Origin of the sequence: Mesorhizobium sp. CA10 (assembly GCF_020165285.1) — a bacterium.
Taxonomy (GTDB): domain Bacteria; phylum Pseudomonadota; class Alphaproteobacteria; order Rhizobiales; family Rhizobiaceae; genus Mesorhizobium.
In genome coordinates, this window is sequence record NZ_JAIUHV010000003.1 from 491,996 (window position 1) to 518,385 (window position 26,390).

Annotated in this window: 24 protein-coding genes; 16 read left to right on the forward strand and 8 right to left on the reverse strand. The window is 64.1% G+C overall.

Going from position 1 to position 26,390, the window contains the following annotated elements; translation table 11 throughout:
- Positions 1 to 4: 4 nt before the first annotated feature.
- Entirely contained in the window at positions 5 to 1,840 is a 1,836-nt protein-coding gene (locus LB535_RS09360; protein WP_224631965.1) for a monovalent cation:proton antiporter-2 (CPA2) family protein, read from the reverse strand.
- A 140-nt stretch (positions 1,841 to 1,980) separates the two neighbouring features.
- On the opposite strand from LB535_RS09360, the gene LB535_RS09365 reads away from it, so the two are divergent.
- The 3 genes from LB535_RS09365 to LB535_RS09375 all read left to right on the forward strand — a co-directional run bounded on the left by LB535_RS09365 (position 1,981) and on the right by LB535_RS09375 (position 4,872).
- Positions 1,981 to 2,964 carry an AraC family transcriptional regulator gene (locus tag LB535_RS09365; protein ID WP_095765259.1) on the forward strand — a complete coding sequence of 328 codons (984 nt, stop codon included), beginning with the start codon at positions 1,981 to 1,983 and terminating at the stop codon, positions 2,962 to 2,964.
- Between the two features lie 60 nt (positions 2,965 to 3,024).
- Entirely contained in the window at positions 3,025 to 4,233 is a 1,209-nt protein-coding gene (locus LB535_RS09370) for an MFS transporter (protein WP_224631966.1), read from the forward strand.
- A 372-nt stretch (positions 4,234 to 4,605) separates the two neighbouring features.
- Entirely contained in the window at positions 4,606 to 4,872 is a 267-nt protein-coding gene (locus LB535_RS09375) for a hypothetical protein (RefSeq protein WP_040982305.1), read from the forward strand.
- A 78-nt stretch (positions 4,873 to 4,950) separates the two neighbouring features.
- Here the strand turns inward: LB535_RS09375 and LB535_RS09380 are convergent, their stop codons facing one another.
- Positions 4,951 to 5,847, reverse strand: a complete 897-nt coding sequence (locus LB535_RS09380; protein WP_095765261.1) for a LysR substrate-binding domain-containing protein — start codon at positions 5,845 to 5,847, stop codon at positions 4,951 to 4,953.
- A gap of 260 nt (positions 5,848 to 6,107) precedes the next feature.
- Between LB535_RS09380 and LB535_RS09385 the strand changes: the two genes are divergently transcribed.
- Genes LB535_RS09385 through LB535_RS09415 form a run of 7 tightly spaced genes read left to right on the forward strand, consistent with a single transcriptional unit; the run spans position 6,108 to position 14,225 of the window.
- Complete coding sequence (locus tag LB535_RS09385) at positions 6,108 to 7,622, forward strand: leucyl aminopeptidase (RefSeq protein ID WP_224631967.1); 1,515 nt, start codon at positions 6,108 to 6,110, stop codon at positions 7,620 to 7,622.
- Positions 7,623 to 7,660: 38 nt separating this feature from the next.
- Positions 7,661 to 8,578 (forward strand): proline iminopeptidase-family hydrolase, encoded by a 918-nt coding sequence (locus tag LB535_RS09390; protein ID WP_224631968.1) that lies wholly within the window; start codon positions 7,661 to 7,663, stop codon positions 8,576 to 8,578.
- Positions 8,579 to 8,582: 4 nt separating this feature from the next.
- Positions 8,583 to 10,244: an ABC transporter substrate-binding protein gene (locus tag LB535_RS09395; protein ID WP_224631969.1), complete on the forward strand. Its 1,662-nt coding sequence runs from the start codon at positions 8,583 to 8,585 to the stop codon at positions 10,242 to 10,244.
- A gap of 60 nt (positions 10,245 to 10,304) precedes the next feature.
- Complete coding sequence (locus tag LB535_RS09400; RefSeq protein ID WP_224532057.1) at positions 10,305 to 11,300, forward strand: ABC transporter permease; 996 nt, start codon at positions 10,305 to 10,307, stop codon at positions 11,298 to 11,300.
- Positions 11,300 to 12,271 carry an ABC transporter permease gene (locus LB535_RS09405; RefSeq protein WP_095765266.1) on the forward strand — a complete coding sequence of 324 codons (972 nt, stop codon included), beginning with the start codon at positions 11,300 to 11,302 and terminating at the stop codon, positions 12,269 to 12,271. Before LB535_RS09400 ends, LB535_RS09405 begins: the two co-directional genes overlap by 1 nt.
- A complete protein-coding gene (locus tag LB535_RS09410) occupies positions 12,268 to 13,227 on the forward strand; it encodes an ABC transporter ATP-binding protein (RefSeq protein ID WP_224631970.1) in 960 nt (319 codons plus the stop codon). Before LB535_RS09405 ends, LB535_RS09410 begins: the two co-directional genes overlap by 4 nt.
- Before the next feature lie 8 nt (positions 13,228 to 13,235).
- A complete protein-coding gene (locus LB535_RS09415; protein WP_224631971.1) occupies positions 13,236 to 14,225 on the forward strand; it encodes an ABC transporter ATP-binding protein in 990 nt (329 codons plus the stop codon).
- 47 nt (positions 14,226 to 14,272) lie between these two features.
- On the opposite strand, the gene LB535_RS09420 is transcribed toward LB535_RS09415, so the two are convergent.
- From LB535_RS09420 to LB535_RS09435, 4 genes are all read right to left on the reverse strand, one after another.
- Positions 14,273 to 14,827 (reverse strand): hypothetical protein, encoded by a 555-nt coding sequence (locus LB535_RS09420; RefSeq protein WP_224601314.1) that lies wholly within the window; start codon positions 14,825 to 14,827, stop codon positions 14,273 to 14,275.
- 99 nt (positions 14,828 to 14,926) lie between these two features.
- The gene (locus LB535_RS09425) at positions 14,927 to 16,009 is read right to left on the reverse strand and encodes a YcjF family protein (protein ID WP_224631972.1); all 1,083 of its coding nucleotides are present in this window, start codon (positions 16,007 to 16,009) and stop codon (positions 14,927 to 14,929) included.
- Positions 16,006 to 17,478, reverse strand: coding sequence for a YcjX family protein (locus tag LB535_RS09430; protein WP_224631973.1), 1,473 nt, complete (start codon positions 17,476 to 17,478; stop codon positions 16,006 to 16,008). The genes LB535_RS09425 and LB535_RS09430 overlap by 4 nt, the downstream gene beginning before the upstream one ends.
- Positions 17,479 to 17,541: 63 nt before the next feature.
- A complete protein-coding gene (locus LB535_RS09435) occupies positions 17,542 to 18,045 on the reverse strand; it encodes a SixA phosphatase family protein (protein ID WP_224631974.1) in 504 nt (167 codons plus the stop codon).
- Between the two features lie 246 nt (positions 18,046 to 18,291).
- On the opposite strand from LB535_RS09435, the gene dksA reads away from it, so the two are divergent.
- Complete coding sequence (gene dksA, locus LB535_RS09440; protein ID WP_095765270.1) at positions 18,292 to 18,708, forward strand: RNA polymerase-binding protein DksA; 417 nt, start codon at positions 18,292 to 18,294, stop codon at positions 18,706 to 18,708.
- Positions 18,709 to 18,825: 117 nt separating this feature from the next.
- Here dksA and LB535_RS09445 read toward each other — a convergent pair whose 3' ends face one another.
- Positions 18,826 to 19,545, reverse strand: a complete 720-nt coding sequence (locus tag LB535_RS09445; protein WP_224631975.1) for a flagellar biosynthetic protein FliO — start codon at positions 19,543 to 19,545, stop codon at positions 18,826 to 18,828.
- Between the two features lie 211 nt (positions 19,546 to 19,756).
- Here LB535_RS09445 and cckA point away from each other — a divergent pair, with 211 nt between their 5' ends.
- Positions 19,757 to 22,342, forward strand: a complete 2,586-nt coding sequence (gene cckA / locus LB535_RS09450; protein ID WP_224631976.1) for a cell cycle histidine kinase CckA — start codon at positions 19,757 to 19,759, stop codon at positions 22,340 to 22,342.
- 104 nt (positions 22,343 to 22,446) lie between these two features.
- On the forward strand, positions 22,447 to 23,157 hold the full coding sequence (locus LB535_RS09455; protein WP_224631977.1) for a DeoD-type purine-nucleoside phosphorylase: 711 nt from the start codon (positions 22,447 to 22,449) through the stop codon (positions 23,155 to 23,157).
- Here the strand turns inward: LB535_RS09455 and LB535_RS09460 are convergent.
- Complete coding sequence (locus LB535_RS09460; RefSeq protein ID WP_095765274.1) at positions 23,154 to 23,459, reverse strand: ribbon-helix-helix domain-containing protein; 306 nt, start codon at positions 23,457 to 23,459, stop codon at positions 23,154 to 23,156. The two genes, LB535_RS09455 and LB535_RS09460, sit on opposite strands and share 4 nt — an antisense overlap.
- A gap of 239 nt (positions 23,460 to 23,698) precedes the next feature.
- On the opposite strand from LB535_RS09460, the gene LB535_RS09465 reads away from it, so the two are divergent.
- The 3 genes from LB535_RS09465 to LB535_RS09475 all read left to right on the forward strand — a co-directional run bounded on the left by LB535_RS09465 (position 23,699) and on the right by LB535_RS09475 (position 26,337).
- The gene (locus LB535_RS09465; protein WP_224601306.1) at positions 23,699 to 24,094 is read left to right on the forward strand and encodes a VOC family protein; all 396 of its coding nucleotides are present in this window, start codon (positions 23,699 to 23,701) and stop codon (positions 24,092 to 24,094) included.
- Positions 24,095 to 24,168: 74 nt separating this feature from the next.
- Positions 24,169 to 24,717 (forward strand): Twin-arginine translocation pathway signal, encoded by a 549-nt coding sequence (locus LB535_RS09470; protein ID WP_095765276.1) that lies wholly within the window; start codon positions 24,169 to 24,171, stop codon positions 24,715 to 24,717.
- 48 nt (positions 24,718 to 24,765) lie between these two features.
- The gene (locus LB535_RS09475) at positions 24,766 to 26,337 is read left to right on the forward strand and encodes a GMC family oxidoreductase (RefSeq protein WP_224631978.1); all 1,572 of its coding nucleotides are present in this window, start codon (positions 24,766 to 24,768) and stop codon (positions 26,335 to 26,337) included.
- The last annotated feature ends 53 nt before the right edge of the window (positions 26,338 to 26,390 follow it).

The following is a 26,390-nucleotide window of genomic DNA, read 5'->3' on the forward strand; positions in this document are numbered from 1 at the left end:
CCTCTCAGTTCTTGGTCTCTGCCTGATTCAGCACCACGGCGGTTTCCTGGTTCAGCGCGCGGCCGGCGCGGCGTGGCTGCGTGAGCGGCGTCGGGATCGGCGTGCCGATATTGCCCTTGAGGAAACGCTGGCCGGCGCGCACGCCCTCGGCCAATTGCGTCTCGAAGCGCGCTTCGTCGCGGCGTCGCACATCCTCAATGACTTCGGCGACCTCCTCGGGATCGACGCCAAGCGCCTCCAGCGCGGAGCCGCCGAAGACCAGCGCCGATTCGAAGGTCTCGCGCAGCTGATAGTCGACGCCGGCGCGCACGAGCTGCAGCGCGGTGCCGCGGTCGAAGGCGCGCGCCAGGATGGTGACCAGTGGAAATTCGGCCTTGATAAGCTGCGCGATGCGCACGGCGGCGTCGGGCTTGTCGACGCAGATCAGCACCGCGCGGGCGCGCCCGGCGCCAGCCGCATGCAGGATGTCCAGCCTCGTGCCGTCGCCGTAATAGACCTTGAAGCCGAAATCGGCCGCCGCCTGGATCATCTCCACCTCGTTGTCGATGATCGAGACGTCCATCCCGCGCAGCAAAAGCGGCTGGCTGGCGATCTGGCCGAAGCGGCCGAAGCCGATGATCAGCACGCTGCCGGTGAGGCCGTCGGCGATGTCGACGCCGTCGAGGGACTGCTCGTCGCGCGGGGTGAGGTAACGCAGCGCCACGATCGCGAGCGGCGTCAGCACCATCGAGATGATGACGATGGCAGTCAGCGTGGCGTTGGCCTGGCCGTCGATGATGCCGACCGCGGCAGCGGACGAATAGAGCACGAAGGCGAACTCGCCGCCCTGCGCCATGAAGACGGCGCGTTCGAGCGCCTCGCGATGGCCGCTTTTCAGAATGCGCGCGACGACGTAGATGCCGAATGCCTTCATGACCATGTAGGCGACGACATAGATGGCGATGAGCCGCCAGTTCTGGGCTACGACGCCAAGGTCGAGCGACATGCCGACGGCAAGGAAGAACAGGCCGAGCAGGATGCCGCGGAACGGCTCGATATCGGCTTCGAGCTGGTGGCGGAAGGTCGATTCCGACAACAGCACGCCAGCCAGGAAGGCGCCCATCGCCATCGACAGGCCGGAGAGCTGCATGGCCAGGGCCGATCCCAGCACCACCAGCAGCGCCGCGGCGGTCATGACCTCGCGGGCGCGGGCATCGGCCAGGATGCGGAAGAGCGGATTGAGCAAGTAACGGCCGGCCAGGACCAGTCCCACGATCGCGGCGATGCCGATCCCGACTTCGGTCAGCCGCTCCGAAAGGCTGGTTTCGGCGCCCCCGGGCGCTAGGAATGCGATAAGCGCGAGCAGCGGCACGATCATCAGGTCTTCGAGCAGCAGGATGGAGACGATGCGCTGGCCTTTCGGCGTGGCGATCTCACCGCGCTCTTCGAGCAACTGCATGACGATCGCCGTCGAGGTCAGGACGAAGCCGGCCCCGGCGACGAAGGACTGCGCGATGGGAAAGCCTCCGGCCAGTCCGACGAGAGTGAGCAGGATTGCGCAGACGCCAACCTGCAAGGCACCCAGGCCAAAAATCTCGCGACGCAGGCCCCAGAGCCGCGACGGCTGCATCTCCAGCCCGATGATGAACAGGAACATAACGACGCCGAGCTCGGCGACGTGGAGGATCGCTTCCGATTCAGAAAAGATGCGCAGGCCGAACGGGCCGATGACCACGCCGGCGGCGAGGTAGCCCAGGATCGAGCCCAGCCCCATGCGCTTGAAGATCGGCACGGCGACGACGCCCGCGGCGAGCAGCGCCACCACCTGCACCAGATCGCTGCTCGACGCTTCAACTGCCATGCCTGTCGTCCCGTTGCTCGAAGCACTCCTTGCATGCCCCGGGAGCGAGAGGCAAGGGCGGGCGGACTGACTTGAAGGGTAGGGTGCCGTTGAAGCGGCCTCAGCTTGCCTGCCGGACGTTCGGCATGTACAGTAACCGAATGCCTGACTATTCGTCCCGCCCGCCTCTGCATATCCCGATGGATGCGCTCAGCGAAGTCCTACAGGACTTTCGCTTGAGTGGGGTCAACTATGGCCGCTGCGAGCTGCGGCATCCATGGAGCATCGCCTTTCCGCAACAGAAGCTGCTTCGCTTTCACTTTGTCGGCCAGGGTCCGTGCTGGATTTATACCGAGGCGGAAGGCTGGCAGGAGTTGCGCGATGGCGATCTGGTGCTGTTGCCGCAAGGCATCGCCCATCGGCTGGCTAGTGCGCCGGACGTTGTCGACGACTCGCTCGAGAGTTGCCAGGTTACCAAGTTGGGGAGCAATGTCTGTGAGGTGGTGCGGGAAGGGACGGGCGCGACAAGTACCCTTTTCTGCGGCTCCATGGCCCTGGGCGTCTGTGCGCTCAATCCACTGATCACGTTGATGCCATCTATTATCAAGGGGTGCGATGTGGCCGGCAACGATCCGGTCGTCCGTCCTTTGCTGGCGGCTATGACGGCGGAGGCCGCGCAACCGCAGATGGGCAGCGCCACGATTCTGTCGCGCATGGCCGACTTGCTGACCGCCCGGCTTATCCGCTGCTGGGTCAATTGCACTGGAGCTTCGACCACCGGCTGGCTTGCAGCCATCCGCGACCCCCATATAGGCCGCGCTCTGGCAGCCATGCATCGAGACCCCGGCCATAACTGGACCCTGGAAAGCCTTGCCGCCCTGGCAGGCCAATCGCGCTCGATTTTCGCCGAGCGCTTCAGCGCTGTGTTAGGGGAGGGCGCTGCCCACTATCTCGCCCGTCTGCGGATGCAGCTTGCCCGCGAGTTGCTCGGGCAAAACGGCCTGTCGGTTGCCGAGGTCGCTACCCGTTTGGGCTATGATAGCGAAGCATCCTTCGCGCGCGCGTTCAAACGCATCACCAATGTCTCGCCAGGCGTTGTGCGCCGCACAATTCCCGGACGAACGGACATGAATTTCGGATTATAAGGTACATATCATCCGAGAAGACTCGTCTATTGAAGACCTCCAGACCTTGGAGATCTTTCAGTGACAGACACAACATTACAGCTTGAAGACGCGGCGATAGACCTCGATGACGCCGCGCCAGCCCCGTGGAACGCAGCCACCTGGTTTGCGGTCATTTCATTGGCGGCCACCAGCTTTGCCCTGGTATCAGCCGAATTCCTGCCGGCAGGCCTGCTGACGCCGATGGCGCGGGACCTCGGCATCAGCGAAGGAACCGCCGGACAGGTCGTCACCGCCACGGCTTCGGTCGGCGCCGTGACGGCCATGTTGAGCAATGTTCTCATCGGACGATTGAACCGCAAGACGGTGCTGGTTGGCCTCAGCGCCTTGGCGGTCGGTTCCAACCTCCTTGCCGCGCTAGCGCCCAATTTCTGGCTGTTGCTGCTGGGCAGGGCCGGGCTCGGAATCGCTCTCAGCGCATTCTGGGCACTCTCGGTTGCCGTCGTGGCCAGGCTGGTCGGCGCCAATGCGACAGGTCGGGGCATGGGCATCGTCACCCTCGGCGTCTCGCTCGCCACCATCGCCGCCCCGTCAATGGGGGCGTTGATCAGCGACTGGCTGGGATGGCGCAGCGCCATGGCCTTGACGGCGGGGTTGGCAGTGATTGCCATGCTGCTGCAGTTGGTTAGCCTGCCGACCCTGCCTGCCACGGCCAGCAATAGTCTTGCGGATGTATTTCGGCTGACACGGCGGCGCGGCATCCAACTCGGTATGCTTGCCATTCTTTTGCTGATGACGGGGCATTTTGCCGGCTCTGTTTATGTGCGCCCCTTCCTCGAACACGTGACGCTCCTCGCCACCGGGCCAATTGCCCTGGCCCTGCTCGGATTTGGCATCGCGGCTGTGATCGGCAACGTCGCCGGCGGCCGTATGGCCGACGCCAATATCCGCATGGCGCTCGCGGGCAACGCCGCATTGATGGCGTTTGCGGCGCTGGCATTGGTGCTTTGGGGCGTGCACATTGGCGTCGCGTTCACATTCGTCCCGCTTTGGGGCTTGGCCTTCGGCATGGCGCCGGTCGTGCTGCCGACCAATCTGTCCCGCGCGGCACCTGATGCGCTGGAAGCTGCGGGTAGCCTGATGGTCGTCTCCTTCCAGGTTGCCATCACCATCGGCGCGGTTGTCGGCGGCTATGTCGTGGATACCCATGGCGCCACGGGACCTTTGACCCTTACCGCCGTCCTTGCCGCATTGACCGTCGTGCTGGCGCTGCTACAGCCTCGCGGGTGAACTTTGCTCCAGCTGACATGGAGCGTCTCATCGTTTCACGAAAACGGTGAGACGCACTATCTTTGTTTTCGGGGCTGAAAACCGTTTCGCACATTTCCTGGGATTGCTCTAAAGCCGTCGCGTCTGAATGGCCTCGTACGACGCGCTTTAGCTTGTTGCTTTATGCCTGTCGTCGACCCAAAACCGCTGCGCGCTTTGGGCGACATGCATCGGGCGGCCTCAATACGGACGCCGCGACGTTGCAGCCTGATTACACAAGTTTATGCGGTCCGGTCGTTGCTTCACGCCACAATCGGAGGTTATGGCACGTTCGGCTTCGGCCAGTGGAGGCAGCGGCGATGGGCGGCTGCCTTTTTTGAGGAGATGATTGACATGAAGAAGTTTTTGCTCGTTGCCGTGGGTGTTGCGGCGTTGGCCGGTTCGGCTTGCTCCAAGGGGCCGGAATGCACGCAGGAAATCGCCGCCAAGAAGGCGCAGGACATGGCTGCCGCGCTCCAGGAAGCCATCACCAAGGATCCGAGCAAGGCGGCTGATTTGACCGCCAAGGTGCAGGCTGTGACGACGAAGTATCAGGGCGCCACGACGCTCGACGAAGCCTGCAAGGCCTATGACGAGCTGACCGCCACCATCAAGGGTTGAGCCCAGCCGTCGACAATGCGAAGGCGGTGGCCGGTCGGTCGCCGCCTTTTTCTTGCGCGGCGCTTCGGAGGAGACGCGCTATGCGATACCCATCGTGCGCTTATGGTCGGCGATCTCGGCGAGCAGCCAATCCTGGAACAGGCCGGTGCCTGGCTTGTTTCCGATGCTGCGGCGCTGGTGCAGGTAGATTCCGGCGGGATAGGTGTGGCGGGCGCTGAACGGGGCGACAAGCTTGCCTTGCTGCAAAAGGTCTTGGGCCATCATGGTGTCGGCCAAAGCGATCCCCGCGCCGTTTATCACCTCGCGCATGATCAAGGTGCAGTCATCGAGCGTCGTGCTGGATTTCGGCGTGGCGTCCAGAACGCCTTCCTGTTCCAGCCAGCGCCGCCAGCGCATGCTCTCGCATTCGTGGATGAGGTGATGATTGACCAGATCGGCGGGCGTTCTGAGCGGCACCGGTCCCTCAAGCAGCGACGGCGCGCAGACCGGCGTCAGAACGAGCGGGATCAGCAGCGTCAGGGCCGGGCCGGCCTTGTAGACGAACTCGTCGACAATGGCCAAATCGAAGTTGGCGCGCTTGCCCGACGTCGAGATCTCCAGGTTCACGGACGGATGCAGCTTGCGGAAATTCGGCAGCCGGTCCGCCAGCCAAAGGTTCAAAACCGCCGGCACGCAGAGAACCCTGACCCGCTGGGTCCTGCCGTGACCATGGACGAAGCTGACATCGTCGGTGGCGCGCCAGATAGCCTCGAATGCTTCGGAGAGGCCGCGCGCATAATATGAGCCCCTGATGGTCGGTGTGATCTGGCGAAAGCCGCGTTCGAACAGCTCCTGGCCAAGGTTCTTCTCGAGCGCGCGGATGTGGCGGCTGACGGCCGAGGGCGTCAAATGCAACTCTTCCGCTGCATCCTTGATGCTGCCGAGACGCGCGGCGGCCTCGAAAGCGCGCATGCCATTGAGTGAGGGCAGGGCCATTGGCCGATCATGAAATGTCAGTTGAGTTTTTGTCAATCGACTTGGGCAAAATTGGCGTTTGATCGCTTGGCCGGTTCGGGGATACCCAAAAGGCAAGAGCGACCAAGTCGCCATCCGAAAACGATTGTTTGGGCACTCCGATGCCATTCCACCAGCGGCGGAAACCGGTATGACCGGCTTCCGCCGGGGACCGGCGAAGCTTTGCGTATGACGCCAGCTGAGCCTCGGCGGGGCGCCCCAGAATGGGAGAATGAGCTTCTATGCCTCAGTCGCCGGCGCCGGTCTTTGAAGCGGCGGAGGAGATTTCCGCGGAAACCTCGGTCGTCGTGATCCTGCAAACCGCTCAAAACGGTTTTGGGCTCCGGGCAGCGGCGCTCGATGCTGAAATGGACGGGATCTTGTCCCGAGCGTGTTCCGAGCCGGCCGCGCTTGAGGAGTCCGGCGCTTGCGTCGATGTCATCGCGCCGAAGGCGATGTCGACCCGCCGCGTGGTGGTGCTGGCCTTGGGCAAGGCCGAGGCCGTAACCCCGCTTTCGCTGGCGCGCGCCGGCGGTCTGCTTGCAGCGCATCTGGAAGGCAAGGGCGAATGCGCGGCCACCCTGATGCTGGACCCGCTCGCAGGTGTCGACCTGCCCGCAGCGGAAATACTGGCGCGGGTCGCGCTCGGCATGCGGCTGCGGCGCTATCGTTTCGACATGCGCAACCGGCGTCAGGGAGCAGGCGCCGACCGCACTTTGCGGGTGCAATTGATCGGCGCGGCCGGTCCGGAGCTGAAGGCGGCGCTGACACGGGTCAATGCCATCGCGGACGGCGTCGAATATGCGCGTACGCTGGTCAACCTGCCGCCGAACCATCTCCACCCAGACAATTTCCACGACCACCTGGAGCCGCTGCGCGAGGCCGGCATCGATGTCGAGATCCTCGATGCGGCACGGCTGAAGGAACTCGGCATGAACGCAATCCTGGCCGTCGGCTCCGGCTCGGCGCGACCGCCGCGCGTCTGCGTCCTGCGCTATCGCGGCAAGGGCGCTCCCGCGCAGCCGCTGGCCTTCGTCGGCAAGGGCGTCTGCTTCGATTCTGGTGGTCTATGCATAAAGCGCGGCGAGCAGATGTTCGACATGAAGGCCGACATGGGCGGTGCCGCCGCCGTGGTCGGCCTGCTGATCGCGCTCGCCCGGCAAGGCAGCCCGGTGCATGCCGTCGGCGTGCTCGGCATTGCCGAGAACATGCCGTCCGGCACCGCGCTCAAGCCGCGCGACATCATCACGACGGCGTCGGGCCAGACCGTGGAAGTGTTCGACACGGATGCGGAAGGCCGGCTGATCCTGGCCGACTGCCTCTATTATACCGCTTCGCGCTTCAATCCCTCGGTGATCGTCGATCTGGCGACGCTGACCTATTCGGTGATGCGGGGCCTCGGCTCGGTCTTCGCCGGACTTTTCAGTACCGACGACACCATCGCCTCGCGCATGATCGCGGCGGGGGAAAAGGTCGGCGAGCGGTTCTGGCAACTGCCGCTCGACCGGGCCTATGACGAGGGGCTGCAATCGCCCTTCGCCGACATCCGTCACCACGCCAAGGACATGGAAGATGGCGACGCGCCCTATGCCGCGGCCTTCCTGCGCAATTTCACCGAAGACCGCCCTTGGGTGCATCTCGACATAGCCGGCAAGGAAATGGCCGACAAGGATCGGCCGTTGGGCCGGGAAGGCGCCACGGCCTTCGGCGTGCAGATGCTGGAAGAGTGGGTGCAGTCCGGCCGGGTAGCGAACTAGGCGACAGCGAGATGTCTTCAACCACGCAGGGAGCCGGGATGCCGTCCGAGATCGTCAGCAAGGAAGGGCGAGCCGGGTTCGGCGCCTATGAAACCTGGTACCGGGTCAGCGGCGCGCTCGATGCCGGCAAGGCCCCAGTCGTGATCCTGCATGGCGGGCCGGGTGCTGCCCATAATTACGTCAATGCCTATAAGCTTCTTGCCCGAGGCGGCCGCGCCGTCATCCACTACGATCAGTTGGGCTGCGGCAATTCCACCTTGCTGCCGGAAAAGGGCGCCGACTTCTGGACGCCCCAACTCTTCATCGACGAGCTGGAAAACCTCGTCGACCATCTCGGCATCCGTGGCGGCTTCCATGTGCTGGGTCAAAGCTGGGGCGGCATGCTGGGCGCCGAATATGGCGTGACCAGGCCGAAGGGCCTGAAGTCGCTGACCATCGCCAACTCGCCGGCATCCATGAAGCTTTGGGTCGAGGAGGCCAACCGGCTGCGCGCCGACCTGCCCAGGGACGTGCAGGAGACGCTGACGAAGCACGAGCAGGCCGGCACGACGGACGATCCGGCCTACCAGGAAGCGACGATGCGGTTCTACGAACGGCATGTCTGCCGGGTCGTGCCGTTCCCGCCCGAGGTGACGGAAACCTTCGCCCAGATCGTGCGCAATCCGACCGTCTACAATGTGATGAACGGCCCGAACGAATTCCACGTTATCGGCACGCTGAAGAGCTGGAGCGTCATCGACCGCCTGCCGGCCATCGAGGTTCCGACACTCCTCATCTCCGGCCGGCACGACGAAGCCACACCCGCGACCGTGCAGCCCTTCAAGGACGGCATCAAGGGATCGCGCTGGCAGATATTCGAGCATTCCAGCCACATGCCGCATGTCGAGGAGCAGGAACTCTGCATGCGTGTGGTGGGAGACTTCCTGGACGACAACGACAACAGAAAAGGGGAATGACGACATGAAGAAACTGCTTTTGGCGGCGTCGGCCGCCGCATTGCTGGCCGGCTCGTGGCTCGCTCCGGCACAGGCCGAATATCTCAAGGAGCACCGCGGCGGCACCATTCGCCTTCTCGCCCGATCGGCGGCCGGAACGCTCGATCCGCACATCAACTACACGGACCAGGGCTGGCAGATGTACCAGCCGATCTATGACGGCCTAGTCGCCTTCCGCAAAGCCGAGGGCGTCGACGGCTTTTCCATCGTTCCCGACCTGGCCGAGGCGCTGCCCACGGTCAGCAATGACGGCAAGACCTTCACCTTCAAGCTGCGCAAGGGCATCAAGTTCTCCAACGGCCAGGATCTTGGCGTGAAGGACGTCGTCGCCTCCTTCCAGCGCATCTTCAAGATTTCCGGGCCGACGTCGGGCACCTTCTATGCCGGCATCGTCGGCGCCGACAAATGCCTGGCCGACACCAAGAGCTGCACGCTGGAAGGCGGCGTCGTCGCCGACGAGGCGGCCGGCACGATCACCCTCAATCTCACCAAGCCGGACGCCGAGATCCTCTACAAGCTCGCCTTGCCGCATGCTGTGATCCTGCCCGCGGACACGCCGGCGGAGGATATGGGCTCCAAGCCGATCCCCAGCACCGGCCCGTACATGATCTCGGCCTTCGATCCGAACAAGGGCATGACGGTTTCCCGCAACCCCAATTTCAAGCAGTGGAGCGAGGAAGCCCAGCCGGACGGCTATCCGGACGTCGTGCAGTATGATTTCGGCCTGTCGGAAGAGGCGGCCGTGACGGCGATCCAGAATGGCGAAGCCGACTGGATGTTCGACGCGCTGCCCAGCGACCGCCTCGGCGAGCTCGGCAGCAAGTCCATGGACCAGCTGCACATCTCGCCGCTTTCGGCCTGGTGGTACGCACCGCTTAACACCCGCATGGCGCCATTCGACAATGAAAAGGCCCGCCAGGCCGTCGCTTATGCGGTCGATCGCAACACGCTGGTCAAACTGTTCGGCGGCAAGGTGCTGGCTTCGCCGGTCTGCCAGGTCCTGCCGCCGGATTTCCCCGGACATGAGGACTATTGCCCCTTCACCAAGAACCCTGGCGCCAAATGGTCGGCTCCTGATGTCGAGAAGGCCAAGCAACTCGTCGAGCAATCGGGCACCAAGGGCCAGAAGGTGACCATCATTGTCGAGGACACCGCCATCTCGCGGTCGATCGGGGTCTATCTGCAGAGCGTGCTGACCAACATCGGCTACGTCGCCGACGTCAAGCCGATCTCGTCCAACCTGCAGTTCACCTATATCCAGAACACCAACAACAAAGTGCAGATGTCCGTCACCCAATGGTACAAGGACTATCCGGCGGCGTCGGACTTCCTGAACATCCTGTTCAGCTGCGCTTCCTATCGCGAAGGTTCGGACGCCTCGATCAACATTTCCGGCTTCTGCGACAAGGATATCGACGCCCAGATGCAGAAGGCGCTGGACCTCGGCGTGACCGATCAGAAGGCGGCCGACAAATTGTGGGCGGCGATCGACAAGCAGGTCACCGACAAGGCGCCGGCGGTCGGGCTGTTCACGCCGAAGCGGCTTGATTTCGTCAGCAAGCGCATCGGCAATTTCAAGTTCAACCCGCAGTTCAACTGGATTATCACCCAGTCCTGGGTGCAGTAAGGGGCCTGGGTCCAGTAACGAATCGCGGAATCACATATCGTGTCCAGCCAAGTCGCCGCCATGCCGCGCAAGACGCGAGGGCCTTGGGCCGTCGCGTTTGCGAGGCTGGCAACGGACAGGGCCGCCATGGCGTCCCTGGCTGTGTTCCTCATCATCGTTCTCGCCTGTTTCAGCGCGCCGCTTTATGCAAAATGGGCGGGCACGGACCCGTTCGCCTCGACGCTCGACGCCGTCATCCAGATCGACGGCGCCGACGTTCCGGTGATGGAACAGTCGACCGAGGGACTGGGGCTTGGCTACACGCCGATCGGTCCGACCTGGCGGCTCGGCAATTATTTCCTAGGCGCCGACAGCCAGGGGCGCGACGTCATGGCAAGGTTGCTCTATGGCGGCCTGAACTCGCTTTTGATCTCCGGTGCAGCCACCATCTTCACGCTGATCGTCGGCACGATGGCAGGACTGATCGCGGGCTATTTCGGCGGCATCACCGACACGGTGCTGTCGCGCTTGCTCGACGTGCTCTGGGCGTTTCCGATCTATCTGCTGGCGATCTCGCTTTCCATCGTCACCATCGCGCAAGGCATCGCGATCGGACCGATCGAGATCCAATCTGGCAGTCTATGGCTGCCCATCATCATCATAGGCATCGTCTATATACCCTATGTGGCGCGGCCGATACGCGGCCAGGTCCTGGCGCTGCGCCACAGCGAGTTCGTGTTCGCCGCGATCAATCTGGGCGTGCCGGGCTGGCGCATCCTATGGCGCGACATCCTGCCCAACATCACCACCACCCTCATCGTGTTCGTGCCGCTGATGATGGCGCTGAACATGCTGACGGAATCGGCGCTGTCGTTCCTGTCGATCGGCGTGCAGCCGCCGGCCGCGAGCTGGGGCACCATCATCCAGGACGGGCAGGCGCTGCTCTACACAAGGCCACTGGTGGCGCTGGTGCCCGGTCTGGCGATCGCCGTTTCCGTCATGGCGCTCAACGTCTTCGGCGACGGCCTGCGCGATGCGCTCGACCCGCGCTCCAAGGTCCGGCTGGGGCGCGACTGATGTTTTATGCGATCCTTCGCCGTTTCGGTCAGATGCTGTTCGTGATGTTCGGCATCTCGGTCATCGTCTTCCTGATCTTCTTCGCCACGCCCGGCGCCGATCCCGCCGCGCGCATCGCCGGCCGCAACGCTTCGCCGGAAGTGCTGGCCGCGGTTCGCCACAGCTTCGGCTTCGACCAGCCGCTCTACGTGCAATACACGCGCATGATGGAGAAGATCTTCGTCACCGGCGACCTGACCTCCTTCGTCAACCGCGGCTGGAAGGTCGTGCCTGCCGTCATGGATTCCATCCCCGTCACGCTTTCGCTGGTGTTCGGCGCCGCGGTCCTGTGGGTGGTCGTCTCCATCATCATCGGCATCGTCGCCGCGGCCACCCGAGACAGCTGGCTGGACAAGCTTTTGATGGCGCTGGGCCTGCTCGGCATTTCCATGCCGGTCTACTGGCTGGGCGAGGTGATGAACCTGATGACCCAGAGCCGCTATCACGACAGCTGGGCATTCTCCTGGGTGCCGCCGCTTGGCTATAAGAATTTTTCCGACGATCCCAAGGGCTGGTTCCTGACGCTGGTCATCCCATGGATCACGCTGGCCATCCTCTATATCGGCATTTACGGGCGCGTGCTGCGCGCGGCCATCATCGAATCCATGCAGGAAGATTATATCCGCACCGCCCGGGCCAAGGGCCTGTCGGAGACCCGCATCCTGTTTCGCCATGCGCTGCGCACCTCGCTCATCGCCTTCGTCACCCTGTTCGGCCTCGACTTCGGCGCGCTGGTGGGCGGCTCGGCCTTGCTGACCGAAGTCGTGTTCGGCCTGCATGGCATCGGCAAGCTCACCTATGACGCGCTGCAGAATCTCGATCTGCCGATGATCATGGCGACGGTCATGTATGCGTCCATGTTCGTGGTGATCGCCAACGCGGTCGTCGATTTCGTCTACATCCTTCTCGATCCGCGCCTGAGGGCATCATGATATTGTCGGTGCGCGATCTCAAAGTGTCCTTCCGCACCCATGACGGGCCGGTACGGGCCATCGACGGCATTTCCTTCGATCTCGAGGAAAGCGAGATCCTCGGCGTCGTCGGCGAATCCGGCTCCGGCAAGACGGTGTCGCTGCTCGCCGTGATGGGGCTCATTACCGACCCGAACGCCACCATCGAAGGTTCGATCCGCTACAAGGGTCGCGAACTGGTGGGACTGCCGCCGCGCGAGCTGAGGCGCCTGCGCGGCAACGAGATCGCGATGATCTTCCAGGACCCGATGACGGCGCTCACGCCGGTCTACACGATCGGCTGGCAGATCGCCGAGCAGATCCGGGCGCATCGTGGTGTCAGCAAGTCCAAGGCGATGGAGCGCGTCGAAGAGCTGTTGGCGGAGGTGAATTTCCCCAACCCGCACGAGGCGATGTCGCGCTATCCGCACCAGCTTTCCGGCGGCATGCGGCAGCGCGCGGTGATCGCGATGGCCTTGTCCTGCGATCCGGCGCTGCTGGTGGCCGACGAGCCGACCACCGCGCTCGACGTCACCGTGCAGGCCGGCATTCTCGACCTCGTGCGCAGATTGCGGGCGAAGCACAAGTCGGCGGTGGTCTTCATCACGCATGACATGGGCGTGGTCTCCGAGCTCGCCGACCGGGTGATGGTCATGTATGCCGGCCGCGTTGTCGAGCGTGGCACCCGCACTGAGCTGTTTTCCGATCCGCGACATCCTTATACGCGCGCGCTGCTCGGCTCGATCCCGCCGCTGACCGGCGACAAACCGCGCCGCCTGCCGGCGATCCCCGGCTCGCCGCCTTCCTTGCTGCGGCTGCCGGAAGGCTGCGCCTTCGGCCCGCGCTGTCCGGTCCGCTACGAGCCCTGCGAGGCCGGCAAGCCGGATCTCGGCGCGAGCGCGCATGCCGCCGCGTGCTTTCGGGTGGCGCAGGCATGAGCGAAGCGATGACAGATGCAGATCGGCCGATCATCGAGACGCGTTCGCTGACAAAACGCTTTTGGATCGGCACTCGCTTTTCCGCCGAAGGCAGGCGGACGGTCCATGCGGTGGACAACGTCTCGCTGAGCGTGCGGCGCGGCGAGACTGTCGGCCTTGTCGGCGAATCCGGATGCGGCAAGTCCACGCTGGCGCGCTGCCTGGTTCGGCTCTACGACATCACCGACGGCAAGCTTCTGTTCGAAGGCGACGACATCACCTCGAAATCGCTGTCCGAGCTCAGGCCGCTGCGGCGGCGCTTGCAAATGGTCTTCCAGGATCCCTCGGCTTCGCTCAATCCGCGCCGGCGCGTCGGCGATCTCGTCGCCGAGCCGCTGCGTATCCATGGCAAGGTTTCGGCGCGTGAGATCACCGCGCGGGTGGCGGAGCTGTTCGAGCTGGTCGGGCTGTTGCCGGACCATATGATGCGCTATCCGCACGAGTTCTCCGGCGGGCAGCGCCAGCGCGTCGGCATCGCGCGGGCGATCGCGTTGAACCCCGACCTTGTCGTGCTGGACGAGCCGGTCTCCGCGCTCGACGTGTCGGTGCAGGCCCAGATCGTCAATCTGCTCGCCGATCTGCAGGAGAAGCTGAAGCTCACCTATATCTTCATCGCCCACGATCTCTCCGTGGTGCGCCAGGTCTCGACCCGCATCGCGGTCATGTATCTGGGCTCGATCGTCGAGGAGGGCCCGGCGGAAGAGGTCTTTGCGAAACCCGCCCATCCCTACAGCCAGGCGTTGATCTCGGCGGTTCCCATCGTCGAGACGACGCCTGCGGGCGCGCGCAAGCGCATCATCCTCACCGGCGACGTGCCGAGCCCGCTAAAGCCTCCGTCCGGATGCCGCTTCCATCCGCGATGCCCGATCGCGGCGGACCGGTGCCGTTCCGAGCGGCCGGAACTGAAAGAATATCGTCCGGGTCGCAAAGTGGCCTGCCACTTCCCGACTTTGACCTGAACCGTCTTGTAGCGGGTGGCGGACGCGGACTGCCGGAACGCGCCGGATCAGTTCTTGGCGATGGCGCCGACTTCGACCGAATCGACCCGCTTCAGGCTCATGCCGATCACCGGGACCAGCTGATTGTCGACGCGCACGGCCACCGTCACGGTCATCGAATTGCCGTCGGGGACACGCGCCTGCATGACGCCGTTCAACTGCTTGCGGTTGATGGTGAAAACGACCTTCTGAGCGTCGACGACATTGCCGCCGACAATATCCATGCCGCTTTCGGTCGAGCCGCCCATGAAGGTGCCCCTGTAACCATCGCGGCCCTTGCGCTCGACGCTGGCCGACATCTTTTGCGTGAACACGCCGACCCTGCAGCCGCCGTCAAGTGTCATGCCGAGCTTGCTGGCGGGCGTCGAGCCATTGAAATCGCAGGTGAATTTGGTGCCTTTGTATTTGCCGGCGATGATCTCGCCAGGGCCGACCCATCTGCCTTCGACGGAGCGGAAAAACTGCTTGTCCGGCTCTGCGCCAAGGGCCTTTTCGACGAGGCCGAGCGGCGCGGCAATCGCAATGGCGGCAGGCAGGACGCAGGACAGGATCACGCTTCTCATCGACGACACCCGGCACGAAAGAGTCTATTCTTGGGACCGGACCGACCATGCAGAAGATTGGTTAATGCTTCGTCACCCGCGGCGGGTCGCGCGTTTACCTTATCGATCGTCCTGGCTGTTCTTTCGTGCCGCGAACGACGTCAGCGCCGAGAGGAAATCACCGAGGCCCGGGCGCTTCACGGCGATGAACGGCAAGGGGCGGGCGGTTTCCATCGCGGCGATGCCGATGCGCGCCGTCATCATGCCGTTGACGACGCCTTCGCCGAGTTTTGCCGAGAGTTTTGCGGCAAGCCCATGGCCGACGATCTGCTGCACGAAACTGTCGCCAACCGCGATCGAGCCGGTCACCGCCAGATGCGCGAGCACGCCGCGCGCCAGCCGGAAGAAGCCGAGCGTGCCTGGGCGGCCGCCATAGAGCTCGGACAGGCGCCGGATCAGCCGCCCGGCCTCGAACACGACATAGGCGATGTCGACCAGCGCGCGCGGGCTGACCGCCGTTATGAGGGACACGCGTTTCGCCGCCTCCAGAATCATGACTTTGGCGCGGTCATCGAGAGGCGACAGGATCTCGGTCTCGGCCAGCCGCACCAGATTGGCGCCATCGATGATCTCGCCGCGCAATTCGGCCAGCGAACGGCGGCCGGCGGCGGTCTCGGGTTTGGCGGCGACAAAAGCTGAGAGCTCGTCGACCAAGGCGCGCGCTGCCTTGGGGTCGTCGCGCGCCACGGCATCCAGGGCCCGTTTCTGCATCTTTTCGACTTCGGCAAGGCGGGCGATGGCGAGGAATTCGCGGATCAGGATGACGAGCAGCGAGAGCAGCGCGATCGCCGCCATGCCGGCCGCCAGCCAGCCGAGCCATTCGGCTCGTGCGAACAGGTCGCGGATCAGCTGGTCGGCCCACAGGCCGACCGCCAGCGAGACGAGCACGCCGAGAGCGCCGAAGAACAGCCGGGACAATAGCGAGCGCTTTCTCGGCGCTGTCGCCGGCGGCGGGACCGCGGCCTCGATATCCGGCTCGTCGAAGACGTCGACTTCTGAGGGGATCACGACCGCTACATCGGCCCTCGCGGCACGTGGTCTGCGCGCCGGCGGCTCCTCGGCGGCGCTGTTTCGCTGTGGTTGCGGCGGCGCCTCGGTCTCAGGCTCGATGCGGAAGGCCGCCGGGTTGCGGGGCGCGGTCATGCCAGATGATCTCCGATCAGGAACTGCAGCGCGCGGTCGAGCCGGATATGCGGCAAGGACAGCGTGACGCCTTCGGCGGTGCGTTCAAGTTTCGGCGGGCGGAAACGCACGAAGCGGATCGCCGGTTCGGCGCTGTCCACCTGCGATCCGGAAACGTCGAAGACGGCATCCACCTTTTCCGGCAAATCGCCCGGGAAAATGGCGGTTTCGGCCTTTCCGTCGAATGTCTCGCCGTTGATCGTCTCGCTTTTCAGCGGCGTGCCGATGATGACGGGGAGTGTCTCTCGCCCCCGCTTCACCGTGCCTTCGCGGGTCGAGCGAACCGCCGCCATGGCGACGACATCGACGGCGGCACCGCTGAAATTCGCCCGCGCGACGGCCCGGTCGGTCAGCCGGCGCACGATCGCCTGCAGCCGGTCATGGCTTTCGTGGTGCAAATGGTCCGCCTTGGTCGCGGCCACGAGGATGCGGTCGATGCGGCGCGAGAAGAAGTCGGTCAGGAAATTGCCCCGTCCGGGCCGGAAGCAGGACAGGATCTCGGTCACCGCGCGCTCCAGATCGGCCATCGCGGCCGGGCCGGCATTGAGCGCCTGCATGGTGTCGATCAGCACGATCTGCCGGTCGAGGCGGGCGATGTGCTCGCGAAAGAACGGTTTGACGACATGCCTCTTATAGGCCTCGTAGCGGCGCTCCATCATCGCCCGCAGGGATCCGGAGCGCGGCCGGCCTTGCGACAGCGTCATCAGCGGCGCGAAGGTGAGCGCCGGCGAGCCTTCGAGATCGCCCGGCATCAGGAAACGGCCTGGCGGCAGCGTCGACAGCGCGCGGTCGTCGAGCTTGCACGCCTTGAGATAGGCGGCAAAGCCTTCGGCCAATCGCCGGGCGGTCATCTCGTCGGCTTCGGCATCGGGATCGATGGTGGAGGCCAACTCACGCCAGGCCCGCGATAGGTCGCAGCGGACGGGCAGGGCGGCCAACTCGACCGCCTCGCGCGAAAAATCGGCGAAGGATTTGCCGAGCAGCGGCAGGTCGAGCAGCCATTCGCCGGGATAATCGACGATGTCGACCGACAGTTTTCCGGCGGAAAACAGACGATTCCAGCCGGAAGCCGACTCATATTCGATGGTGAGCCGGAGCTCGGAGATAGCGCGGGTCGAGTCCGGCCAGACGCGCTCGTTCACCAAAGCCGCGACATGATCCTCATATTGGAACCGCGGAACGGCATCGTCCGGCTGCTCCTCGAGGAAGGCGCGGGCGATGCGGCCGGATTTCTGCGCCTCGAACAGCGGCAGGCGACCGCCATGGATGAGATTGTGGACGAGGGCGGAGATGAACACCGTCTTGCCGGCGCGCGACAGGCCGGTGACGCCAAGGCGCATTGACGGAGAGAAGAGCCCGGCGGCGCGGCCCGACAACGTGTCGAGCGCAATCCTCGCCTCGTCGGTAAAACTGGTCAGCGATGATGCCAAATCAGGCCTCTGGTTGCGCGTCAGCGCCCGATATAGGCCCTGGACCGCGCGTTTGAAATGGCCTCAGAGGTCGGCCGGCGTGAGAAAGGCTTCGAGATAGCCGTTGCCCTGGGCCGCTTCGGCAAGGTTGCCGGGAAAGCGCACCACGGCAAGGCCGGAGGTCGGAAAACCATGATTCATCATGCCGCGCGCCGCCTGCTCGCCATCTCCGGACACTGCCACGGCCAGATCTTCGGTCATGGGGTTGTGGCCGATCACCAGAAGCTGGCCGGCGTCCCGATTTTTGCGGATGATCTCCAGATAGCCGGCCGCATCCTCGCTGTAGAGCGTGTCGAAGAACAGCACCCGGCCGGTGTCGGTGCGCCCCGCCAGGCCTTCCAGCGTTTGCCTGGCCCGCTTGGCGCTGGAGCAAAGGGTGACGTCCGGCACATAGTTGCGGGCCCGCATGGCCTCTCCGATCGCTTCGGCATCGGCCATGCCCCATTCGTCGAGCGGGCGGTCGAAATCGCGCATGCCGGGCAGCGCCCAGCCGGCTTTGGCATGCCGCAACAGATAAAGTCTGCTCAACCGGACCCCCATGACGCTGCCTTCGTGACAGAGCGCGATTAGTCACCAGAACGATGTCATGCACAATGGTCGGCCGGCAACTGCAACGAATCATGTGCGAATTCGTTTTCTGCCGTTGAACAACGTCGTCGCCGGAGTTGCCGATGCAAGACTAACAATTGCGTGAAACTGTCGCCGATAGCGCTTGTGCAGGCTCTTTTCCCCGAATATATAGGCGCCAAATTTTGGGGTTGTTGGGTGAGTCGAATGAACGATATCGTTACCGCCAATTACGTACCCTCCGAAGACGAGCCGTTCATGAACGAACGGCAAAAATCGTACTTCCGTCAAAAGCTTATCACCTGGAAGAACGACATTCTGCGCGAAGCGCGCGAAACCCTAGAAATCCTGCAGCAGGAAAACGCCAATCATCCCGACCTAGCCGATCGCGCCTCCTCCGAAACAGACCGTGCCATCGAATTACGCGCCCGCGATCGCCAACGCAAGCTCATCTCGAAAATCGACTCCGCGCTCCAGCGCATCGACGAAGGCACCTACGGCTATTGCGAGGAGACCGGGGAGCCGATCGCGCTGAAGCGGCTTGATGCGCGTCCGATCGCGACGTTGTCGATCGAGGCGCAGGAGCGTCATGAACGCCGCGAGAAGGTCTATCGCGACGACTGACGCGATCCAACAGGCAGGAAGATCAAAAATGGCCGGAATTCCGGCCATTTTTGTTTTCAGCGCTCCCATTGTCTTTGCCGACAAAGGCGCGAAAGGCTCGCTTGCGCCGGTGGCCGGTCAGCGCTTGTGGCTGCCCAACTCGCCAAGCAGCTTGGTCATCTCGTCATCGAGCGAAGGCTTGGCCGCGGGCTTGCTGGGTGCCGGCTGGGAATGCGTCTCGTCGAGAGAGGTCTCGAGCTCGTGCATCAGCGTGTCGTCGATGGAATCGTTCGGGGGCGGCGGCGCATATCGGGTGCTGCCGTTCGTCGTTCCGTAGCCCGGCAGCGGCATAACCTTCGCCGTCGGCTGGCTTGGCGCCGCCGGCTTGGGCGCGGGTGCGGGCGCCGGCGCGCGCGGACGTGCGACGGCAGCCGGCTGGGCGGCAGGCGGCGGCGTCGGCCTGGCGAGGGCGGGTGCGGGTGCCGGTTGCGGCGCGCGCGGGCGTTGCGCAACTCCTGTCTGCTGCTGACCGGTGTCGCCCGTCAATGCCGGGCGGCGCAGCGCCGCCAGCCTGATGTCGCGCTCGACCACGACATCGGTCGGCCCGCCGATCAGGATCAGATGCTCGATGTCGTCGCGGCGCACCAGGACAAGCCGGCGATGGCTGTCGACAGCGGTGGCATCCATCACCGCAAGCCGCGTCTTGCGGTTCCTGCCGCCGGCGACGAAGGTGCCGAACGTCAGGTTGCGGACCACCTTGATGGCGAGCAGGACGACAACCAGCATGATGAGAGCCGCTACCGTCCACAGGATTGCAGCGACATAACTCGGGCCCGCTACATTATCCAGCCACTGCATCGGTGCACCCCAATCGCCATCTTTGAAGTCAGGGAACACTAGACCGTTGGGGCCAGCGACCGCAAGTTCACATCACCCATCGTGAACAGTTTGAAACATGAATCGTTGATTTTATCGGACATTTGCCGCCGAGGCCTTTTCCGCTACAGGAGAATGTGATTCAACCGGCCGTCCGTGCCCGTCGGACACGGGAATCACGAGCAGGGGGAACATGGCCAAGGAAGCGCGCGGCGATTTCTATCCGGTACCGATCGTCGACCAGAACACGCGTCCGGGCGCCGTCACCAGGCTCATCGTCTTCATCGTCGTCTTGACCGGCGCCGCGATCGTCTTCGGACTTTTCCGCGAGCGCCTCGGCGATCCTTTCCTGCTCGGCATGCTCGGCGTGCTCGCCATGATCGGCGTCGGTTTCCTGTTCGCGACCGCGATCGGCTTCGTCCAGATCGCACCGCGGTCGACCGGCGACGAATTGTCAAAGGCCTTCGTCGACTCCATGTCGCAGGGCCTGCTGGTCACCGACACCAAGGGCCGCGTCGTCTACGCCAACCGCGCCTATGCAGACATGACGGGCGCTGCCTCGGCCGCCGATCTCAAGACCGTGGAAGGGCTGTTGTCGGATGTTCCCGAAGCCTCGATGACGATCTACCGGCTGGCGTCCGGTCTGCGCGACGGCCAGGCGGGCGACGGCGAGTTCCGGTTGGCGCAATCGATCAAGCCCGGCGCCGAGCCCGGCGCGCGCTGGTACCGCGCCCGCGCCCGCGCCTTCAGCATGCCCGGGCAAAGATTGCCGATGCTGGCCTGGCAGCTAGCCGACATCTCGCAGGAACGGGCGGAGCAGGAACGTTTCTTCCTGGACCTGCAAAAGGCCATCGACCATCTCGACCATGCGCCGGCCGGGTTCTTCTCGGCCGATCAGGAGGGGCGCGTCACCTATATCAATGCCACGCTCGCCGAGTGGCTTGGCATCGACCTCGCCTCCTTCACGCCGGGCGCCATCACGCTGCCGGAAATCATCGCCGGCGACGGCATGGCGCTGGTCCGCTCGGTCAAGGCCGATCCCGGCACCACGCGCAACGCCGTCATCGACCTCGACCTCACCACGATGAGCGGCCAGGCGCTGCCGGTGCGCTTCATGCACCGGGTTTCGGCAAGCCGCGAAGGCGTGAACGGCCCGACCCGCACGATCGTGCTCAACCGCACCCAGGGCGAGGACGCTTCCGCGGAGCTGCGGGCCTCCGAGGTTCGCTTCACCCGCTTCTTCAACTCGACGCCGATGGCCATTGCCGGCGTCGATGCGAGCGGACGCATCCTGCGCACCAACGCGCCGTTCCTGCAGCTGTTTTCGTCCGTGGTCGACCGCGACGCCGTCGACCGGCGGGTGCGGTTCGAGACCATAGTCCACGAGCGCGACCGGCCGGCATTCGCCGCCGCCTTCGAGAAGGCCCGGCAGCGGCAGGCCAATATCGAGCCGATCGATTCCGTCCTGCCCGGCAATGAGGAGCGCCACATCCGCTTCTACGTTAATGCCGTCGCCGACAGCGCGGGCAGCGAAGGCGCCGAGGAGGCGGCGATCGTCTACGCGGTCGAGACCACCGAGCAGAAGGCGCTCGAGGGCCAGATGGCGCAGAGCCAGAAGATGCAGGCGGTCGGCCAGCTCGCCGGCGGTATCGCGCACGACTTCAACAACGTGCTGACCGCCATCATCATGGCGTCCGACCTTCTCTTGACCAACCACCGGCCGTCGGACCCGTCCTTCCCCGACATCATGAACATCAAGCAGAACGCCAACCGGGCGGCCTCGCTCGTGCGGCAATTGCTCGCCTTCTCGCGCAAGCAGACGCTGCGGCCGGAAGTGCTCAACCTGACCGATGTTCTGGCCGATCTCAGGATGCTGCTCGCGCGCCTCGTCGGCAACGACATCAAGCTGAAGATCGACCACGGCCGCGACCTGTGGCCGGTCAAGGTCGATATCGGCCAGTTCGAGCAGGTGGTGGTCAATCTCGCCGTCAATGCGCGCGATGCCATGCCGAGCGGCGGCGATCTCACCGTGCGCACCCGCAACGTCACCGCCGACGAGTGCAAATCCTTCGCCTACCGCGAATTGACGCCGGCCGACTATGTGCTCGTCGACGTCGAGGACACCGGCAGCGGCATTGAGCCCGAGGTGCTGAAAAAGATCTTCGAGCCCTTCTTCACAACCAAAGAAGTGGGCAAGGGCACCGGCCTCGGCCTGTCGATGGTCTACGGCATCATCAAGCAGACCGGCGGCTTCATCTTCTGCGATTCCGAAGTCGGCAAGGGCACGGTGTTCCGTATCTTCCTGCCGCGCCACATCGCCGAGGTGAAGAAGCAGGCCGAGCCTGGCGAGGCGCCGTCGACAGCGGCGACTGCTCCGGCCAAGACCGCCGATACCGCAAAAGATCTTTCCGGCTCCGCCACGGTGCTTCTGGTCGAGGACGAAGACGCCGTGCGCATGGGCGGCGTCAGGGCGCTGACCTCGCGCGGCTATACCGTGCACGAGGCGTCGTCCGGCGTCGAGGCGCTTGAAGTGTTCGAGGCGCTCGGCGGCAAGGTCGATATCGTCGTGTCCGACGTGGTGATGCCGGAGATGGACGGGCCGACATTGCTCGGCGAGCTGCGCAAACGCCAGCCGGACATCAAGTTCGTGTTCGTTTCGGGCTATGCCGAGGACGCGTTTGCGAAGAACCTGCCGGCCGAGGCGCATTTCGGCTTCCTGCCGAAACCGTTCTCGCTCAAGCAACTGGCGACGATCGTCAAGGACGTGCTGGAATCCTAGGGCGTTCAGCGCTTCCTTGGATTGCTCTAAATAAGCCAGAGCTTGCGCATTGCGGCAGTCCTGCCATGATGGTCGCCGGATGGGTCTATCAGGGGTGGTAGCGCGTGACGCCGCATATCGAGGCGGGCCGGGGGGACTATGCCGAAACGGTGCTGTTGCCGGGCGATCCCGAGCGCGCGCAATGGATGGCGGAGATGTTTCTCGAGGCGCCGCGCTGCGTGAACCGCCGAAGGGGCGCGCTGGGCTTCACCGGCCGGTTCCGCGGCAAGCCGGTCAGCATCCAGGCGACCGGGATAGGGGCGTCGTCTTTCCTGATTTATGGCTTTGAGCTGATGGAGTATTACGGCGTCAAAACGCTGATCCGCACCGGCACATGCGGCGGCTTGTCGGAAGACGTGCCTTTGCGCGGCGTCGTCATCTCCAGCGAGGTGCGGGCCGAGAGTGCAATCAGCGGGCAAGTGTTCGGGCTTTACCAGCCGGCGGGGCCGGACCCGGCGCTGCATGCGCGGGCGCTGCAATGCGCCGCCGATCTCGGTATCGCCTGCAGCGCCGGACTGACGATCTGCAGCGACGTCTTCCACCATCCCGATGGCCGCGCTCGGTTTGACGAGCCGATGGCGCTGGGGGCGTTGGCCGTCGATATGGAAACCAGCGCCCTCTATCGGATTGCGGCACAGTTCGGCGCTCGAGCGCTGTCGCTGCTGACCGTCGTCGACCACGTCGCCACCGGCGAGCTGATCGACGATTCGGAGCGCCAGGCGCTTTTCACCGACATGACCCGGCTGGCGCTCGAAGTCGCAGTCGAGAGCAGTTAGGCGGCTTCCTGCTTCAATGCGGCCTGGTCTTCGGCGCTGGGCCGATGGCCGCGCAAATAGAGCGCGCAGGTCGTGCGCAGCATGGAAGCGAAGTTCGGGATCTGGCCGTTGATCTCGATCGCCTCGTCATAGAGCTTCGAGATGAATTTCGGCGTCGTCAGTCCCTGGCTGTCGGCGATCTCGTCAAGAAGACCCCAGAATGTCGCTTCGAGCTGGATGCTGGTCGAATGGCCGTCGATGCGGATCGACCTGTTGATCTGCCGGTAGCCTTCCGGGTCCTGCCCGGCGAAGACTCTGCACATCGGTACCTCCCGTTGTTGTTTGTCTTGGGCGCCGATTGGGTTGGCTGGCGCCTTTTTGAACACTGCCTGCGTTGGTCATTTTCGATCCGATAGCCGCCGACGGCAATCGGACTTTCGTCCTTAAAATTGGAGCGACACTAGCCGTTTTCCTGCTCCACGCGTGGTAATCGGCTGCCACCACCATTTTTCGCCGGCGCGCATAATCGGCTTCGAAAGCATGAGAGCTCACGGAGTCCGATTTGGCGAAGACGATCCATTCCATGATCAGGGTTCTCGACGAAGCGCGCTCCGTCGACTTCTACAACAAGGCCTTCGGCCTCGAGGTCGCCCAGCGGCTCGATTTCGAGACCTTCACGCTCGTCTATCTCAGCAATGCCAGTTCGCCCTTCGAGGTGGAGCTGACCGTCAACAAGGGACGTACCGAGCCCTACGCGCTTGGCGACGGCTACGGCCATCTCGCCGTCTCGGTCGCCGATCTCGACAGCGAACACGACCGGATCGGCGCGCTCGGTCTCAACCCGAAGAAGATTGTCGAGTTCAATCACGACGGGGCGCTGATCGCCCGCTTCTTCTTCATCGAGGATCCCGACGGCTACAAGATCGAGGTCCTGCAGCGGGGAGGGCGCTTCCAATAAGGATACGCCGCGGAGAGGCGCGGCGCCAGCAACGGCACTCTCAGGGGTGCGAACAGCAAGCAGGGAGGAAAATCATGGTTACAGTCTACGAGAAGAAACCGGGTTATGAGAGAAAGGCCGGACTATCTAGGCGCGAGCTTCTGAAACGTGGCGGCGCGGGCGCGCTGCTCATCATCTCCGGCAGCGCCGTCATCAGCCCCGAACACGCCTGGGGTCTCGAAACCTCGGCGCTGAAGCCCGAAACGATGGCGACGCTGATCCAGGTGGCGCGCGACATCTACCCGCACGACCAGGTGCCGGACAAATATTACGCCATTGCCGTCAAGGGCCATGACGAGACGGCCGCCAAGGATCCTGCCCACAAGGAGCTGATCGAGAAAGGCATCGCCGAGCTCGATAAGAAGGCTGGCAAGGGAGGCTATCGCGGGCTTGGCTGGGAAGAGCAGCGGGTGGCGCTCCTCACCGGTATCGAGAAGACGCCGTTCTTCCAGGCGGTGCGCGGCGGGCTTGTGGTCAGCCTCTATAACCAGAAGGAGGTGTGGCCGATCTTCGGTTACGAAGGCGAGTCCTACTCCAAGGGCGGCTATATCGCGCGCGGCTTCAACGACATCGAGTGGCTCTGAGCCGCTCTGTCACGAACCGCTTTTCGACAGATTTCATGGGAGGAAACCATGGCAGCACAATTTGATCTCAACAATGACGGCGTGGTCGTCATCATCGGCTCGGGCGCGGGCGGCGGCACGCTCGGAAACGAGCTCGCCCAGAAAGGCATCGACGTCGTCATCCTCGAGGCGGGCGCACGCCACGAATATGAGGACTTCATCAACGACGAGTGGGAGTCGTTCGCCCAGCTCGCCTGGAAGGATAAGCGCACCACTTCTGGCGACTGGCGCGTGGCCAAGGATTTTCCGAACCTGCCGGCCTGGATCGTCAAGTCGGTCGGCGGCTCGACCACGCACTGGGCCGGCGCCTCGCTGCGCTTCCAGGAGCATGAGTTCAAGGCGGCTACGACCTACGGCAAGGTCAAGGGCGCCAACCTCCTCGACTGGCCGGTGACGCTGGCCGAGATGGCACCCTATTACGCCAAGGCCGAAGCCAAGATGGGTGTCACCGGCACCAACAATTGGCCGCGGCTGCCGGGCAACAACAATTTCAAGGTGCTCAAGGCCGGCGCCGACAAGCTCGGCTACAAGGAATGCCACACCGGCAACATGGCCATCAATTCGGTGGAGCGCGACGACCGCAATTCCTGCCAGCAGACCGGCTTCTGCTTCCAGGGCTGCAAATGGGGCGCCAAATGGTCGACGCTCTACACCGAGATCCCGAAGGGCGAGGCGACCGGGCATCTGGAGGTGCGGCCGAACTCGATGGCAATCAAGATCAATCATGACGCTTCAGGCAAGGTGACCGGCGTCGTCTATGCCGACAAGGACGGCAAGCTGCAGGAGCAGAAAGCCCGCATCGTCGCCGTCGCCGGCAATTCGATCGAGAGTCCGCGCCTGCTGCTCAACTCGGACTCATCGAAATTCCCGCACGGGCTCGCTAACTCGTCGGGACAGGTAGGCAAGAACTACATGCGCCACACCACCGGCTCGGTCTATGCCATCTTCGACAAGCCGGTGCATATGTATCGCGGCACCACCATGGCCGGCATCATCCGCGACGAGGCGCGCCACGATCCGTCGCGGGGCTTCGTCGGCGGCTATGAGATGGAGACGCTGTCGCTCGGCCTGCCGTTCATGGCGGCCTTTCTCAACCCCGGCGGCTGGGGCCGCTCCTTCACCACGGCGCTCGACCATTACGACCATATGGCAGGCCTGTGGATCGTCGGCGAGGACATGCCGCGCGAAGAGAACCGCATCACGCTGCACAAGGACGAGAAGGACGAGCACGGCATGCCGATCGCCGACGTCCATTTCGATGACCATCCGAACGACGAGGCCATGCGCAACCATGCCTACAGCCAAGGCCAGGCGCTCTACGCCGCGGTCGGCGCGACGCGGACCTTCCCGACGCCGCCTTATCCTTCGACCCACAATCTCGGCACCAACCGGATGAGCGAAAAGCCGGAGGACGGCGTCGTCAACAAGCACGGCCAGTCGCACGATATCAAGAACCTGTTCATCTCAGACGGCAGCCAGTTCACCACGGGTGCGGCGGAGAACCCGACGCTGACCATCGTGACGCTGGCGATCCGCCAGGCTGACTACATCGCCGCCCAGATGTCGGCGAAAACGATCTGACCTCCCGACTGCCTGCTGGCGCGGGACCCAAACGGGTTCCGCGCCTTTTTTAT